This is a genomic window from Klebsiella sp. 2-CIP_Kleb. (assembly GCF_050378715.1).
Classification (GTDB): Bacteria; Pseudomonadota; Gammaproteobacteria; order Enterobacterales; family Enterobacteriaceae; genus Klebsiella; species Klebsiella quasipneumoniae.
The window spans coordinates 229,915-243,825 of sequence record NZ_JBNRLG010000007.1 but is presented as its reverse complement, the minus strand read 5'-3'; the positions used below and the strand labels follow the sequence as shown (position 1 = coordinate 243,825).

The 13,911-nt window shown below is 56.6% G+C and carries 17 protein-coding genes; 12 read left to right on the top strand and 5 right to left on the bottom strand.

All coding sequences use genetic code 11. The features are described 5' to 3' along the window. Window positions 1-13: 13 nt before the first annotated feature. Both kdsD and ACQUTP_RS21290 read right to left on the bottom strand, forming a co-directional pair. A complete protein-coding gene (gene kdsD / locus ACQUTP_RS21295; protein WP_075201808.1) occupies window positions 14-1,018 on the bottom strand; it encodes an arabinose-5-phosphate isomerase KdsD in 1,005 nt (334 codons plus the stop codon). Then, window positions 1,015-1,992 (bottom strand): calcium/sodium antiporter, encoded by a 978-nt coding sequence (locus ACQUTP_RS21290; protein WP_004206198.1) that lies wholly within the window; start codon window positions 1,990-1,992, stop codon window positions 1,015-1,017. Before ACQUTP_RS21290 ends, kdsD begins: the two co-directional genes overlap by 4 nt. A 209-nt stretch (window positions 1,993-2,201) precedes the next feature. On the opposite strand from ACQUTP_RS21290, the gene mlaF reads away from it, so the two are divergent. The 7 genes from mlaF (at window position 2,202) to murA (ending at window position 7,008) form a co-directional block, all read left to right on the top strand. Continuing rightward, window positions 2,202-3,014, top strand: a complete 813-nt coding sequence (gene mlaF / locus ACQUTP_RS21285) for a phospholipid ABC transporter ATP-binding protein MlaF (protein ID WP_004206196.1) — start codon at window positions 2,202-2,204, stop codon at window positions 3,012-3,014. A gap of 7 nt (window positions 3,015-3,021) precedes the next feature. Next, window positions 3,022-3,804, top strand: coding sequence for a lipid asymmetry maintenance ABC transporter permease subunit MlaE (gene mlaE, locus ACQUTP_RS21280; RefSeq protein WP_004150949.1), 783 nt, complete (start codon window positions 3,022-3,024; stop codon window positions 3,802-3,804). A 4-nt stretch (window positions 3,805-3,808) separates the two neighbouring features. After that, the gene (gene mlaD, locus ACQUTP_RS21275) at window positions 3,809-4,360 is read left to right on the top strand and encodes an outer membrane lipid asymmetry maintenance protein MlaD (protein ID WP_004206195.1); all 552 of its coding nucleotides are present in this window, start codon (window positions 3,809-3,811) and stop codon (window positions 4,358-4,360) included. A gap of 18 nt (window positions 4,361-4,378) precedes the next feature. After that, complete coding sequence (mlaC, locus tag ACQUTP_RS21270) at window positions 4,379-5,014, top strand: phospholipid-binding protein MlaC (RefSeq protein WP_004206194.1); 636 nt, start codon at window positions 4,379-4,381, stop codon at window positions 5,012-5,014. Further along, on the top strand, window positions 5,014-5,304 hold the full coding sequence (gene mlaB / locus ACQUTP_RS21265) for a lipid asymmetry maintenance protein MlaB (RefSeq protein WP_004206192.1): 291 nt from the start codon (window positions 5,014-5,016) through the stop codon (window positions 5,302-5,304). The genes mlaC and mlaB overlap by 1 nt, the downstream gene beginning before the upstream one ends. A gap of 136 nt (window positions 5,305-5,440) precedes the next feature. Next, on the top strand, window positions 5,441-5,695 hold the full coding sequence (ibaG, locus tag ACQUTP_RS21260; RefSeq protein ID WP_004144910.1) for a BolA family iron metabolism protein IbaG: 255 nt from the start codon (window positions 5,441-5,443) through the stop codon (window positions 5,693-5,695). A 53-nt stretch (window positions 5,696-5,748) separates the two neighbouring features. Then, the gene (gene murA, locus ACQUTP_RS21255; protein WP_080847426.1) at window positions 5,749-7,008 is read left to right on the top strand and encodes a UDP-N-acetylglucosamine 1-carboxyvinyltransferase; all 1,260 of its coding nucleotides are present in this window, start codon (window positions 5,749-5,751) and stop codon (window positions 7,006-7,008) included. 54 nt (window positions 7,009-7,062) lie between these two features. On the opposite strand, the gene sfsB is transcribed toward murA, so the two are convergent. Both sfsB and ispB read right to left on the bottom strand, forming a co-directional pair. After that, complete coding sequence (gene sfsB, locus ACQUTP_RS21250) at window positions 7,063-7,335, bottom strand: DNA-binding transcriptional regulator SfsB (protein WP_004206189.1); 273 nt, start codon at window positions 7,333-7,335, stop codon at window positions 7,063-7,065. A gap of 197 nt (window positions 7,336-7,532) precedes the next feature. Then, complete coding sequence (gene ispB, locus ACQUTP_RS21245; protein WP_004206188.1) at window positions 7,533-8,504, bottom strand: octaprenyl diphosphate synthase; 972 nt, start codon at window positions 8,502-8,504, stop codon at window positions 7,533-7,535. A gap of 260 nt (window positions 8,505-8,764) precedes the next feature. Between ispB and rplU the strand changes: the two genes are divergently transcribed. From rplU to cgtA, 4 genes are all read left to right on the top strand, one after another. After that, on the top strand, window positions 8,765-9,076 hold the full coding sequence (gene rplU, locus ACQUTP_RS21240; protein WP_002918379.1) for a 50S ribosomal protein L21: 312 nt from the start codon (window positions 8,765-8,767) through the stop codon (window positions 9,074-9,076). Window positions 9,077-9,096: 20 nt separating this feature from the next. Beyond that, window positions 9,097-9,354: a 50S ribosomal protein L27 gene (gene rpmA / locus ACQUTP_RS21235; RefSeq protein ID WP_002434222.1), complete on the top strand. Its 258-nt coding sequence runs from the start codon at window positions 9,097-9,099 to the stop codon at window positions 9,352-9,354. 93 nt (window positions 9,355-9,447) lie between these two features. After that, the gene (locus tag ACQUTP_RS21230) at window positions 9,448-10,413 is read left to right on the top strand and encodes a DMT family transporter (protein ID WP_004206187.1); all 966 of its coding nucleotides are present in this window, start codon (window positions 9,448-9,450) and stop codon (window positions 10,411-10,413) included. Window positions 10,414-10,428: 15 nt separating this feature from the next. Continuing rightward, on the top strand, window positions 10,429-11,607 hold the full coding sequence (gene cgtA / locus ACQUTP_RS21225) for an Obg family GTPase CgtA (RefSeq protein WP_004206186.1): 1,179 nt from the start codon (window positions 10,429-10,431) through the stop codon (window positions 11,605-11,607). 52 nt (window positions 11,608-11,659) lie between these two features. Here cgtA and dacB read toward each other — a convergent pair whose 3' ends face one another. Then, the gene (gene dacB / locus ACQUTP_RS21220) at window positions 11,660-13,093 is read right to left on the bottom strand and encodes a serine-type D-Ala-D-Ala carboxypeptidase (RefSeq protein WP_004206185.1); all 1,434 of its coding nucleotides are present in this window, start codon (window positions 13,091-13,093) and stop codon (window positions 11,660-11,662) included. A gap of 235 nt (window positions 13,094-13,328) precedes the next feature. Here dacB and greA point away from each other — a divergent pair, with 235 nt between their 5' ends. Beyond that, window positions 13,329-13,805, top strand: a complete 477-nt coding sequence (gene greA, locus ACQUTP_RS21215; RefSeq protein WP_002918375.1) for a transcription elongation factor GreA — start codon at window positions 13,329-13,331, stop codon at window positions 13,803-13,805. The last annotated feature ends 106 nt before the right edge of the window (window positions 13,806-13,911 follow it).

Below are 13,911 nucleotides of genomic sequence, written 5' to 3'. Positions count from 1 at the left end.
ATTTTTTCCTTACTTACACTACGCCCGCGCGCAGGAGATCGTGCATATGTACCACACCCAGCAGATGGTCGCCATCGGCAACCAGCACGCAGGTGATATGACGGGATTGCATCAGGTTTAGCGCATCCACCGCCAGGGTGCCGGGACGGATACGGATCCCTCCCCGGGTCATGACGTCGGCAATGCTGGCATCGCGCATATCAACGCCGGTGTCGAAGACCCGGCGCAGGTCACCGTCGGTAAAGATACCGATGATGTTCATGTCGTCATCGCAGATAGCGGTCATACCTAAATTTTTACGGGTGATTTCCAGCAGCGCATCGCGCAGGGTGGCCTGCAGGCCGACGTGCGGGATCTCATCACCGGTATGCATAATATCATTGACGCGCAGCAACAGCTTACGACCGAGTGCGCCACCCGGATGCGAGAGAGCGAAATCCTCAGCGGTAAAGCCGCGGGCTTCCAGCAGGGCGACGGCGAGGGCATCGCCCATCACCAGCGCGGCGGTGGTGCTGGAGGTGGGCGCCAGCCCTAACGGACAGGCCTCCTTCGGCACTTTCACGCACAGATGGATATCCGCCGCGCGCGCCATGCTGCTTTCAGGCCGGCTGGTGATGCAGATAAGCTTCACCTGCTGACGTTTCAGGACCGGGATCAGCGCGAGGATTTCGTTCGATTCGCCGGAGTTCGACAACGCAATCACCACGTCCTGCGGCGTAACCATGCCCAAATCGCCGTGCGCGGCTTCGCCTGGGTGGACAAAAAATGCCGACGTGCCGGTACTGGCGAAGGTTGCCGCCATTTTGCGGCCGATATGGCCGGATTTGCCCATCCCCATCACCACGACCTTCCCGCCGCAGCGGAAAATCGTTTCGCAGGCGCGGGTGAAATCGTCATTTATATACTGATCGAGCTGGGCCAGACCTTCACGTTCAATTTCCAGCACCTGACGGCCTGCCTGTTGAAAGTCAAAATCCGTGGGCAAATCTATTTGCGACATGATGTTATCCCGAGTCATTCAACGAAGAGCGGCGCTGTCCAGAACAGCATCGCCAACCAAACCACAAAACCGCCGACCAGCAGCGCGCCAACCAGTCGTCCCGGCTGCTGCTGGCGGCGCCAGCACAGCACGGCGAAGATCAGGCTGACCAGCAACATCACGCCATAGTCGCGGGTAAAGGCTTCCGCCGCAAAGGCTCCCGGCGCGATCAGCGCCGGCAAACCCAGCACCAGCGCAATATTGAGGATATTTGCGCCGATGATATTGCCGATGGCAATGTCATCTTCCCCTTTGCGCGCCCCGGCGATGGCGGTGGCCAGCTCCGGCAGGCTGGTGCCTATCGCCACTACCGTCAGGCCGACGGTCAGTTCACTGATGGCAAAATAGTTTGCCAGCACCGTACTGTTATCTACCACCATGCGGGTGGCCATCGGCATGACGATCATCGCCACCCCTAACCACAGCAGAGCGACCGGCAGCGACCCTTCACGCGGCAGTTCGGCCAGCTGTTCGCGGGTCAGGCTATCGCTTCCCTGGCGTTCCGCCAGACGGGCGATTTTGATGGTGAACAGCAGCCATAGCAGCGCCAGCGCCAGTAAAAACAGGCCGTCGAGACGGGACAGTTGACCATCATAGAGCACCAGCCCTGCCAGTACGCTGACCAGCAACATTAGCGGTAATTCGCGGCGCAGAATATCAGAATGCACGGTAAATGGCCTGAGTAAGGCAGCCAGACCGAGGATCAGGAGAATATTAGTAATGTTGGAGCCGAGCGCGGTGCCCACCGCCAGATCGGTCTGTCCATGCAGCGAGGCCGCGGTGGAAACCATGATCTCTGGCAGGCAAGTGCCAATACTCACCACCGTCATACCGATGATCAGCGGCGGGATCCCCAACATGCGACAGAGGATGGAGGCGGCATAGACCAGACGATCGGCGCTGTAGACAACCAGCAATAAACCAATAATTAACAGAGCCGTCGCTAAGAGCATCTAAAGTCCTTTCTTCAGGTATAATCGTCGCCTCGCTGGGTTATCCCTACGCAGCGTAACGAATTCTTAATTTTGACTTTATGCGTGCCAAAAGTAAAACAAATGCCAGCTTTCGCTAACCTGTGCAGGTAAGATTCTGTAAAAATGTTGTGATTGTGGCGTAAGAAAGGGCGATGCTTGCCCATCAGGTGCTTAGTAAGGATGATTTTATGAGCCAAACTCAGGCGAATTTAGTTGAAGTGCGCGGTATCCGCTTTTCTCGCGGCGATCGCGTGATCTTCGACGACATCTCGCTGTCGGTGCCGCGCGGTAAAATTACTGCGATTATGGGACCTTCGGGGATCGGCAAGACTACCCTGTTACGCCTGATCGGCGGACAGATCCCGCCGGACAGGGGAGAGATCCTGTTCGATGGCGAGAACGTGCCGCAGATGACCCGTTCGCGTCTGTACACGGTGCGTAAGCGGATGAGCATGCTGTTCCAGTCCGGGGCGCTGTTCACCGACCTCAATGTCTTTGACAACGTCGCCTACCCGCTGCGCGAACATACGCATCTGCCGCCTGCGCTGCTGCATACGACGGTGATGATGAAGCTGGAGGCGGTAGGGCTGCGCGGTGCGGCGAAGTTAATGCCCTCTGAGCTTTCCGGCGGCATGGCGCGCCGCGCCGCCCTGGCGAGGGCCATTGCCCTGGAGCCGGATCTCATTATGTTCGACGAACCGTTCGTCGGGCAGGATCCCATCACCATGGGCGTGCTGGTGAAGCTGATTTCTGAACTCAACAGCACGCTGGGTGTCACCTGCATCGTGGTTTCGCACGATGTGCCTGAGGTGCTGAGCATTGCGGACTATGCGTATATCGTGGCGGATAAAAAGATTGTCGCCCACGGCAGCGCCCAGTCGCTACGTGAGAATGCTGACCCTCGGGTTCGTCAGTTCATTGATGGTATTGCCGACGGCCCGGTGCCGTTCCGTTATCCGGCTGGCGACTATCACCATGATTTATTAGGCATAGGGAGTTGAGCGACTGATGCTGTTTAATGCGCTGGCCGCGCTAGGCCATCGCGGTATTAAAACCACCGCGACCTTTGGACGCGCCGGATTAATGCTGTTCAACGCCGTTGTCGGCAAGCCAGAGTTTCGCAAGCACGCGCCGCTGCTGGTTCGTCAGCTCTACAACGTCGGCGTTCTGTCGATGCTGATTATCATTGTATCGGGCCTGTTTATCGGTATGGTGCTCGGGCTGCAGGGGTATCTGGTCTTAACCACCTACAGCGCAGAGACCAGTCTTGGCATGCTGGTGGCGCTGTCGCTGCTGCGCGAGCTGGGGCCGGTGGTCGCCGCGCTGCTGTTTGCCGGTCGCGCCGGGTCGGCGCTGACCGCCGAGATTGGCCTGATGCGGGCCACGGAACAGCTCTCCAGTATGGAGATGATGGCGGTGGATCCGCTGCGCCGCGTCATTTCTCCCCGTTTCTGGGCCGGCGTCATTTCGCTGCCGCTGCTGACGATTATCTTCGTTGCGGTGGGGATCTGGGGTGGAGCGCTGGTGGGTGTGAGCTGGAAAGGCATTGATGGTGGTTTTTTCTGGACCGCGATGCAAAATGCCGTCGACTGGCGAATGGATCTGGTGAACTGCCTGATTAAGAGCCTGGTATTCGCCATTACGGTAACCTGGATTGCGTTATTCAATGGTTATGACGCTATCCCCACTTCCGCCGGGATTAGCCGGGCGACTACGCGCACCGTGGTGCATGCGTCGCTGGCGGTTCTGGGGCTGGATTTTGTGCTGACTGCGCTGATGTTTGGGAATTGAGTTCATGCAAACGAAAAAAAATGAAATCTGGGTAGGGGTGTTCTTACTGGTGGCGCTGCTGGCGGCGCTGTTTGTCTGCCTGAAGGCGGCGAACGTCACCTCGCTACGTACCGAGCCGACTTACCGTCTTTACGCGACCTTCGATAATATCGGCGGCCTGAAAGCACGCTCGCCGGTGCGCATCGGCGGTGTGGTTGTTGGCCGCGTGGCGGACATCACCCTCGACCCGAAAACCTATCTGCCGCGCGTGGAGCTCGATATCGATGAGCGCTACAACCATATCCCGGATACCAGTTCGCTGGCGATCCGCACCTCTGGCCTGCTGGGCGAGCAGTATCTGGCGCTGAACGTCGGTTTTGAAGACCCGGACCTCGGGACGACTATTCTTAAAGACGGCGGTACTATCCAGGACACCAAGTCCGCTATGGTGCTGGAAGATCTGATTGGTCAGTTCCTTTATAACAGTAAGGGCGGCGACAATCAGAATTCTGGCAATGATAAGGCCGAGGCAGAAGGTCATACTGACGCGACGCCGGCAGCCGGCACGACGCATTAATTTCAGGAGAAACACGATATGTTTAAACGCTTACTCATGGTCGCCATGCTGGTGATTGCCCCGCTGACCGCCGCCCAGGCGGCAGACCAGTCCAATCCGTATAAGCTGATGAATGAAGCGGCGCAGAAAACCTTCGATCGCCTGAAGAATGAACAGCCGAAGATCAAGGCCAACCCTAACTATCTGCGCGACATCGTCGACCAGGAGCTTCTGCCTTATGTGCAGGTGAAGTATGCCGGCGCGCTGGTGCTGGGCCGCTATTACAAAGAAGCAACCCCGGCGCAGCGTGAAGCCTATTTTGCCGCCTTCCGTGAATACCTGAAGCAGGCCTATGGCCAGGCGTTGGCAATGTACCATGGTCAGACCTATCAGATTGCCCCGGAACAGCCGCTGGGCAGCGCGACCATCATTCCGATCCGCGTCACTATCATCGACCCGAACGGCCGTCCGCCGGTACGTCTCGACTTCCAGTGGCGTAAAAATACCCAGACCGGCAACTGGCAGGCCTACGATATGATTGCGGAAGGGGTCAGCATGATCACCACCAAACAAAACGAGTGGAGCGACCTGCTGCGTACCAAGGGTGTTGATGGCCTGACCGCGCAGCTGAAAGCGATCTCCGCTCAGCCGATCACCCTGGAACAGAAAAAATAATGAGCGGGCAGCTGAGCTGGACTCGTGATGGCGAGACGCTGGCGCTGCACGGAGAGCTGGACCAGGATCTGCTGGTCCCGCTCTGGGAGGCACGCGCCCAGGCGACGGCGGGGACAGCGATCATCGATCTCAGTCAGACCACGCGCGTGGACACAGCGGGCCTGGCGCTGTTAATGCATTTTGTGGCGCTGATTCGCCGCCAGGGCCGGGAAGCGCAGCTGATCGGCAAGAGCGAAAATCTGCAAACGCTGGTCGGTCTTTACAACCTGCCTGTCGATATGATCCCATAATCTTTTCAGTGACTTAGCGCTGAAGCTATTCCGAAAGCCCCGGCAATCTTTTCGCCGGGGCTTTTTGCTTGTTTAAGACCGCGCCACTTTCCTCTAAGATGTTGGGCTGTTTTCACTATCAGATAAATTTGAGCCCATGGAAAATCATGAAATTCAGACCGTGCTGATGAACGCACTCCCCCTCCAGGAAGTCCACGTCTCTGGCGATGGCAGCCACTTTCAGGTTATTGCTGTGGGTGAGATGTTCGATGGCATGAGTCGGGTTAAAAAGCAGCAGAGCGTCTACGCGCCGCTGATGGAATATATTGCTGACAACCGCATCCATGCGCTGTCGATCAAGGCCTTTACTCCGCAGGAGTGGGCGCGAGACCGCAAACTAAATGGCTTCTAAGCTGTGGGGGATCCCCTGCAGCGTATGTGAATTTTTAATAGAGAACAGAATCAATGGATAAATTCCGTGTTCAGGGGCCGACTCGCCTTCAGGGCGAAGTCACCATCTCCGGTGCAAAAAACGCCGCCCTGCCAATCCTCTTTTCCGCGCTGCTTGCCGAAGAGCCGGTAGAGATCCAGAACGTACCTAAGCTGAAAGACATCGATACCACCATGAAGCTGCTGAGTCAGCTGGGCGCGAAGGTAGAGCGCAATGGTTCGGTGTGGATTGACGCCGGCCCGGTCGATGTATTCTGTGCTCCGTACGATCTGGTGAAAACCATGCGCGCCTCTATCTGGGCGCTGGGGCCGCTGGTGGCGCGTTTCGGTCAGGGACAAGTCTCTCTGCCTGGCGGCTGCGCCATCGGCGCGCGTCCGGTCGATCTGCATATTAGCGGCCTGGAACAGCTGGGCGCCGAGATCAAACTGGAAGAAGGTTATGTAAAAGCTTCGGTCAATGGTCGTCTGAAAGGCGCGCATATCGTGATGGATAAAGTGAGCGTCGGCGCCACCGTCACTATCATGAGCGCAGCGACCCTCGCCGAGGGTACGACGATTATCGAAAACGCCGCTCGCGAGCCGGAGATCGTCGATACCGCGAACTTCCTTAACGCGCTGGGCGCAAAAATCAGCGGCCAGGGTACCGATCGCATCACTATCGAAGGCGTGCAGCGTCTGGGCGGCGGCGTTTACCGTGTGCTGCCGGACCGTATTGAAACCGGGACCTTCCTGGTGGCCGCAGCCATTTCCGGCGGCAAGATCCTCTGCCGTAACGCGCAACCAGATACCCTCGATGCCGTACTGGCAAAGCTGCGCGACGCCGGAGCGCACATCGAAACGGGCGAAGACTGGATCAGCCTTGATATGCATGGCAACCGTCCGAAAGCGGTTAACGTGCGTACCGCGCCGCATCCGGGCTTCCCGACCGATATGCAGGCCCAGTTCACGCTGCTCAACCTGGTCGCGGAAGGGACCGGCGTGATCACCGAAACGATCTTTGAAAACCGCTTTATGCACATTCCGGAACTGATCCGTATGGGTGCTCACGCGGAGATCGAGAGCAATACCGCGATCTGTCATGGCGTGAAGCAGCTTTCGGGCGCGCAGGTGATGGCGACCGATTTGCGTGCTTCGGCGAGCCTCGTGCTGGCAGGTTGTATCGCTGAGGGAACCACCATCGTCGATCGCATCTATCATATCGATCGTGGCTATGAGCGTATCGAAGATAAACTGCAGGCGCTGGGTGCCAATATTCAGCGCGTGAAAGGCGAGTAATCGCGTCCTGACAGGGCCCGGGTGTCTCTCCCGGGTCCTTGTCGCATAATCCCATCACTTGTCCATCTTCTTCTGACGCATCATCTGCGTTCTGTCGATAAACTCATGCGTTACCGGATCATGGTAGCGTGACGGCCAGATGACCCATGGCTGTGTATCCAGCGCCGTGGCGATGATTAATTCGCCTTTCGGCCAGGGGCGGGTCAGGGCGTTCGCCAGCGTTGAAGAACTCAGACCGTGCCGTCGCGACTCTGCCGCCAGCGATGTTCCCCGTTTACGTAATCCAGCAACAATATCTGCGGGATGCCAGTCGATGAACTTATCCATAAATTCTCCTGGTGATAAAGATCCTGAACGGCCCATATGGGCAACGGAGACACTATACCCGCGCACCAGGTAAGGTTCTAACAAGTTCTGTTAAAGCGTCGGAATATTCAGAATGTATCAAGATATCGGGAAATTTACGGTAGGGAATGGATTTTTACTGGAACTTTCCCGCGCACTGCGCGGGAAGGGAGAGGGGATTAATGATCGCGCTGAACCGCGATATGCGCCAGCCCGATCAAGGCTTCACGCCAGGGGGTGTCCGGGAGAATCTGCAGCGCGGCAATCGCTTTGTCAGCTTCTTCTTCAGCACGTTTCTGCGTCCACTCCAGCGAACCGCAGGCAGCCATCGTTTCCAGGACGGCATCCAGCAGATGGCGGCCGTTGCCCTGCTCGATAGCCCCGCGGATCATCGCCGATTGATCGGCGGTACCATGGTGCATGGCGTGCAGCAGCGGTAGCGTCGGTTTGCCTTCGTTGAGGTCGTCACCGACGTTTTTACCGAGCCGCTCTCCGTCGGAGCTGTAATCGAGTAAATCGTCGATCAGCTGGAAAGCGGTGCCGAGATAGCGGCCATAATCCTGCAACGCGCGCTCTTCTTCCGCAGTGCAGTCGGCCAGCAGTCCCGCACACTGCGAGGCTGCCTCAAACAGACGCGCCGTCTTGCTGTAGATGACGCGCATGTAGTTCTCTTCCGTGATATCCGGGTCATTGACGTTCATCAGCTGCAGCACTTCGCCTTCGGCAATGACGTTCACCGCTTCCGACATGACCTCGAGGATCTTCAGCGAGCCCAGCTGGGTCATCATCTGAAAGGCGCGGGTATAGATAAAATCGCCGACCAGCACGCTGGCGGCATTGCCAAACGCCGCATTTGCCGTGGCTTTGCCGCGACGCATATCAGACTCATCGACGACGTCGTCATGCAGCAGGGTGGCGGTATGAATAAATTCAATCAGCGCAGCAATGGTGACATGCGCGCTCCCCTGATAACCCACCGCGCGCGCGGCGAGCACAGCAATCATCGGGCGAATGCGTTTGCCGCCGCCGCTGACGATGTAATAGCCTAACTGATTGATAAGCTGAACATCGGAGTTGAGTTGCTCAAGAATCGTCGCATTGACACCCGCCATATCTTGCGCGGTTAACTCATTGATTTTTTCTAAATTCATCGCAAAAGCCGGGCCAAATGTCCTGTTACCATGAATCCAGGTGGGATCACAGAAGGATTAAGACAGAATTAAAAGAAGATATGATTGTACTGAAAAATTGCCGTAGATAAACGTTGTCGTGAAAGTTGTGTTTTTTTTCTGCATTGATCGCTAATCGCTCTTGTCAAAGGCTCGCGTTTTGCGTAATATTCGCGCCCTATTGTGAATATTTATAGCGCACTCTGAATCACACGAAGAGGTGCGCGGAAGCGGAGTTTTATATGTACGCGGTTTTCCAAAGTGGTGGTAAACAACACCGAGTAAGCGAAGGTCAGACCGTTCGCCTGGAAAAGCTGGACATCGCAACTGGCGAAGCTGTTGAGTTCGCTGAAGTGCTGATGATCGCAAACGGTGAAGAAATCAAGATCGGCGTTCCTTTCGTTGAGGGCGGCGTAATCAAAGCTGAAGTTGTTGCTCACGGTCGTGGCGAGAAAGTTAAAATCGTTAAGTTTCGTCGTCGTAAACACTATCGTAAGCAGCAGGGCCATCGTCAGTGGTTCACTGATGTGAAAATCACTGGCATCAGCGCCTAAGACCTGAGGAGTAGATTTAAATGGCACATAAAAAGGCTGGCGGCTCGACTCGTAACGGTCGCGATTCAGAAGCTAAACGTCTGGGCGTAAAACGTTTCGGCGGTGAAGCAGTTCTGGCAGGTAGCATCATCGTTCGTCAACGTGGTACCAAATTCCACGCTGGCACCAACGTTGGTTGCGGCCGTGACCACACTCTGTTCGCTTTGACTGACGGTAAAGTCAAGTTCGAAGTTAAAGGCCCGAAAAACCGTAAATTCATCAGCATCGTTGCTGAATAAGTTTTTCGCGTCCCGGTAACGGATGAAAGCCCCGCAACACGTTGCGGGGCTTTTTACATTCGTCTACCGGAAAATTTTTGCAGGGAAACAGGCATGAAGCAGCAGGCTGGGATTGGCATTATTCTGGCGCTTACCACCGCGATGTGTTGGGGAGCGTTGCCGATTGCAATGAAGCAGGTTCTTGAGGTGATGGCGCCGCCAACGGTGGTGTTTTATCGCTTCCTGATGGCCAGTATTGGCCTTGGCGCGATCCTCGCGATCAAAGGCAAACTGCCGCCGCTGCGGATTTTTCGCAAGCCGCGCTGGCTGGTCTTATTAGCGATTGCCACCGGCGGTCTGTTCGGTAACTTCATTCTGTTCAGTTCTTCCCTGCAGTATCTCAGCCCCACGGCTTCTCAGGTCATCGGCCAGCTATCGCCGGTGGGCATGATGGTGGCTAGCGTCGTGATTCTGAAAGAGCGCATGCGCGGCACCCAGGTGGTGGGCGCGTTGATGCTGCTCAGCGGGCTGGTGATGTTCTTCAACACCAGCCTGATTGAAATCTTTACCCGCCTGACGGACTACACGTGGGGGGTAATTTTCGGCGTTGCTGCCGCCACGGTGTGGGTAAGCTACGGCGTCGCGCAAAAGGTGTTATTGCGCCGTCTGGCATCGCAGCAGATACTATTTTTGCTGTACACTTTATGTACGATTGCATTACTGCCGCTCGCTGAGCCTGGGGTGATATCCCGGTTAAGCAGCTGGCAACTGGCATGCCTGATTTTTTGCGGGCTAAATACCCTGGTCGGCTACGGCGCGCTGGCGGAAGCCATGGCGCGCTGGCAGGCGGCGCAGGTCAGCGCGTTAATCACCTTGACGCCACTGTTTACGCTACTGTTTTCTGATTTATTATCAATGGCCTGGCCCGATGTTTTCGCCAGACCGATGTTAAACCTGATTGGTTATCTCGGTGCGTTTGTCGTGGTTGCGGGCGCGATGTATTCCGCCATCGGTCATCGTCTTTGGGGACGTTGGCGTAAGCGAGAGGCGGTAGTACCGCTGCCCCGCTCAGGCGAATGATTTACGGAGAGTAAAATGAAGTTTGTAGATGAAGCAACGATCCTGGTCGTAGCAGGTGACGGCGGCAATGGTTGCGTAAGCTTCCGCCGCGAGAAATATATTCCGAAAGGCGGCCCGGACGGCGGCGATGGCGGTGACGGCGGCGATGTCTGGCTGGAAGCGGACGAGAACCTGAATACCCTGATCGACTACCGTTTTGAAAAATCTTTCCGCGCCGAACGCGGGCAGAATGGCCAGAGCCGCGACTGTACCGGTAAGCGTGGTAAAGACGTGACGGTAAAAGTGCCGGTCGGGACCCGGGTTATCGACCAGGGCACCGGCGAGACCATGGGCGATATGACCAAACACGGTCAGCGTCTGATGGTGGCGAAGGGCGGCTGGCACGGTCTGGGCAACACCCGTTTTAAATCATCCGTTAACCGTACCCCGCGTCAGAAGACCATGGGTACGCCGGGTGATAAGCGCGACCTGCAGCTGGAGCTGATGCTGCTGGCGGACGTCGGAATGCTGGGGATGCCGAACGCCGGTAAATCCACCTTCATCCGTGCGGTCTCCGCCGCCAAGCCAAAAGTGGCTGACTATCCGTTTACCACCCTGGTACCAAGCCTGGGCGTGGTGCGTATGGACAACGAGAAGAGCTTTGTGGTCGCCGATATCCCGGGGCTGATTGAAGGCGCAGCGGAAGGCGCAGGCCTCGGTATCCGCTTCCTCAAGCACCTTGAGCGCTGCCGCGTATTGCTGCACTTGATCGACATCGAGCCTATCGACGGTTCCGATCCGGTTGAGAACGCGCGCATCATCATCGGCGAACTGGAGAAATACAGCGAGAAGCTGGCCTCCAAACCGCGCTGGTTAGTCTTTAACAAGATTGACCTGATGGACAAAGCGGAAGCCGAAGCTAAAGCGAAGGCGATTGCTGAAGCGCTTGGTTGGGAAGAGAAATTCTACCTGATCTCCGCCGCCAGCCAGCAGGGCGTGAAAGATCTGTGCTGGGACGTGATGACCTTCATCATCGAAAACCCCATCGTGCAGGCGGAAGAAGAGCAGAAGCCGGAGAAAGTCGAGTTTATGTGGGACGACTATCACCGTCAGCAGCTTGAAGAGGCCGAAGCCGAAGTGGAAGATGACGAAGACTGGGATGACGACTGGGACGAAGACGACGAAGAAGGCGTCGAATTCATCTACAAACGCTAATCCTGACTTCTTTGGATCAAAAAGGGCCGCATCTGATGCGGCCCTTTTGTTTTTAGTTGTTCTGGTACAGATCCTTATAAAGCCGGCTTTCAAAGCGCACCAACGGTATGCGGCGATTACGCTGATCGGCTGGCTCCACGGCGTAGCCGGAGAGGTATTGCACGAAGGCCACCTTTTGCCCGCTGGCGGTAGTGATGAAGCCCGCAAGGTTATAAACCCCCTGCAGTGACCCAGTTTTCGCCGAGACTTTGCCATCGACGCCCGCCTGATGGAGGCCGGCGCGATACTGCAGCGAGCCGTCATGGCCCGCCAGCGGCAGCATAGAGATGAAGTTGAGCTCGGTGTCGTGCTGGGCGATATACTGCAACACCTGCATCATGGTCGCCGGGGCGATCAGGTTGTGGCGCGACAGGCCAGAGCCGTCGGCGATGATGGTGTTGCCAAGATCAACACCAGCCTGTTGACGCAGGATCTGACGTACGGCATCGGATCCTGCCCGCCAGGTCCCTGGTACGCCGAACCGGGCATGACCGATGGTACGAAAAACGGTATCCGCAATCATGTTGTCGGATTTCTTCAGCATGATCCGCAGCAGATCGTGCAGCGGCGCCGACTGGGTGGTGGCTAATACCGTACCGGGCTCATTGGCCAGCGTCTGACGCAGCAGCGTGCCGCTATAGGCGATCCCCGCCTGCTTCAGCTCCGCTTTAAGGATCGCCCCGGCATAGCTGGCACCATCCTGTATCGCAAAGGCCAGCGGCAGCGGTTCGCTACGCTGCGGCAGGCAGCCGGTGAGGGTATAGCGGTTGAGGTCGCCCGGCACCACGTCCAGTTCGCAATACTGGGCTTCCGATGAGCCGCGCGCCAGGGTGCGAACCTGACTGAACATGGTGACCGGATAATAGGAGGCGACGCGAATGAAGGCGAGATCGCCCGGCTTCTGCGCGCTATACAGCGAGACCGAGAAGCAGTTGCGGTCGACAATCGCCGCCGCAGGCGGAGCGCTGAAGCATTGCGTCATGTCGTTCCACGGCCACCCCGGCGCTTTATCATGGCTGGCGAAGACCGAGGTATCGATAAGCACATTGCCGTCGATACGCTGCACGCCAGCTTTTTTTAGCGTCGCCACCATGTTGCGAATATCCTGCCGCTTCAGCGTTGGGTCGCCGCCGAAGCGGGCGATCAGATCGCCTTTCAGCACGCCGCCGTCCAGTGAGCCTTTGGTTTCCAGCGTGGTGGTGAAGCGAAAATCGGGCCCCAGTTGCAGCAGCGCCGCCAGCGCGGTGATGACCTTTTGCGTACTGGCTGGAAGTGCCATTTGCTGGCTGTGATAGTCGATTTCCGGCGTCGACGCGCCGACCTTTTGCGCCATAAAGGCAAGGTTCGCACCGGCGGGAAGCTGGGTGATGTACTCGTCAATATTCGCCGCCTGAGCGCTAAGCGCTATACCGGCAGTCAATCCGATGATAAATCTGGGAAATCGCATAATCTCGCGCTAACAACCTGAAGCCAGGCCGTCATACTACGGTGCAACGCCCAGTAAAGTAAACGATGACCCATAATGAACTTCGGGTTAAAATACCTATCAAATGAAAAATTGCTGCTGACCTGGGGAGTGTTTCCCGGGTCGGTTTCTTTTTGCTCGTGTCCTGCCCGTGTACAGGACAGGTGGCGGAGCGGGGCTATCCGTTCCCTGAAGGAATGATAAAGAGGTATAACTAATGCAAGCGATTCCGATGACCTTACGTGGCGCTGAAAAACTGCGCGAAGAACTGGATTATCTGAAGTCTGTGCGTCGTCCTGAAATCATTGCCGCGATTGCTGAGGCCCGTGAACACGGCGATCTGAAAGAGAATGCCGAGTATCACGCCGCGCGTGAACAGCAGGGCTTCTGCGAAGGGCGTATCAAGGACATCGAAGCGAAACTGTCCAACGCGCAGGTTATCGATATCACCAAAATGCCGAACAATGGCCGGGTGATTTTTGGTTCAACCGTCAGTGTGCTGAACCTCGATACTGACGAGGAGCAGACCTACCGTATCGTGGGCGATGACGAAGCTGATTTTAAGCAGAATCTGATCTCCGTGAACTCGCCGATTGCCCGTGGTCTGATCGGTAAAGAGCAGGATGACGTCGTGACTATCCGCACACCAGGTGGGGAAGTGGAATACGAAATTACCAAGGTTGAATACCTGTAAGGCGTATTTCCCGCTACGATGTTTATAGATTGTAAAGAAAGGAAAAAGGCCGCATAGCGGCCTTTTATCAACGTCACGAGCATGGCATTTTGCTCGCCTGGCCACA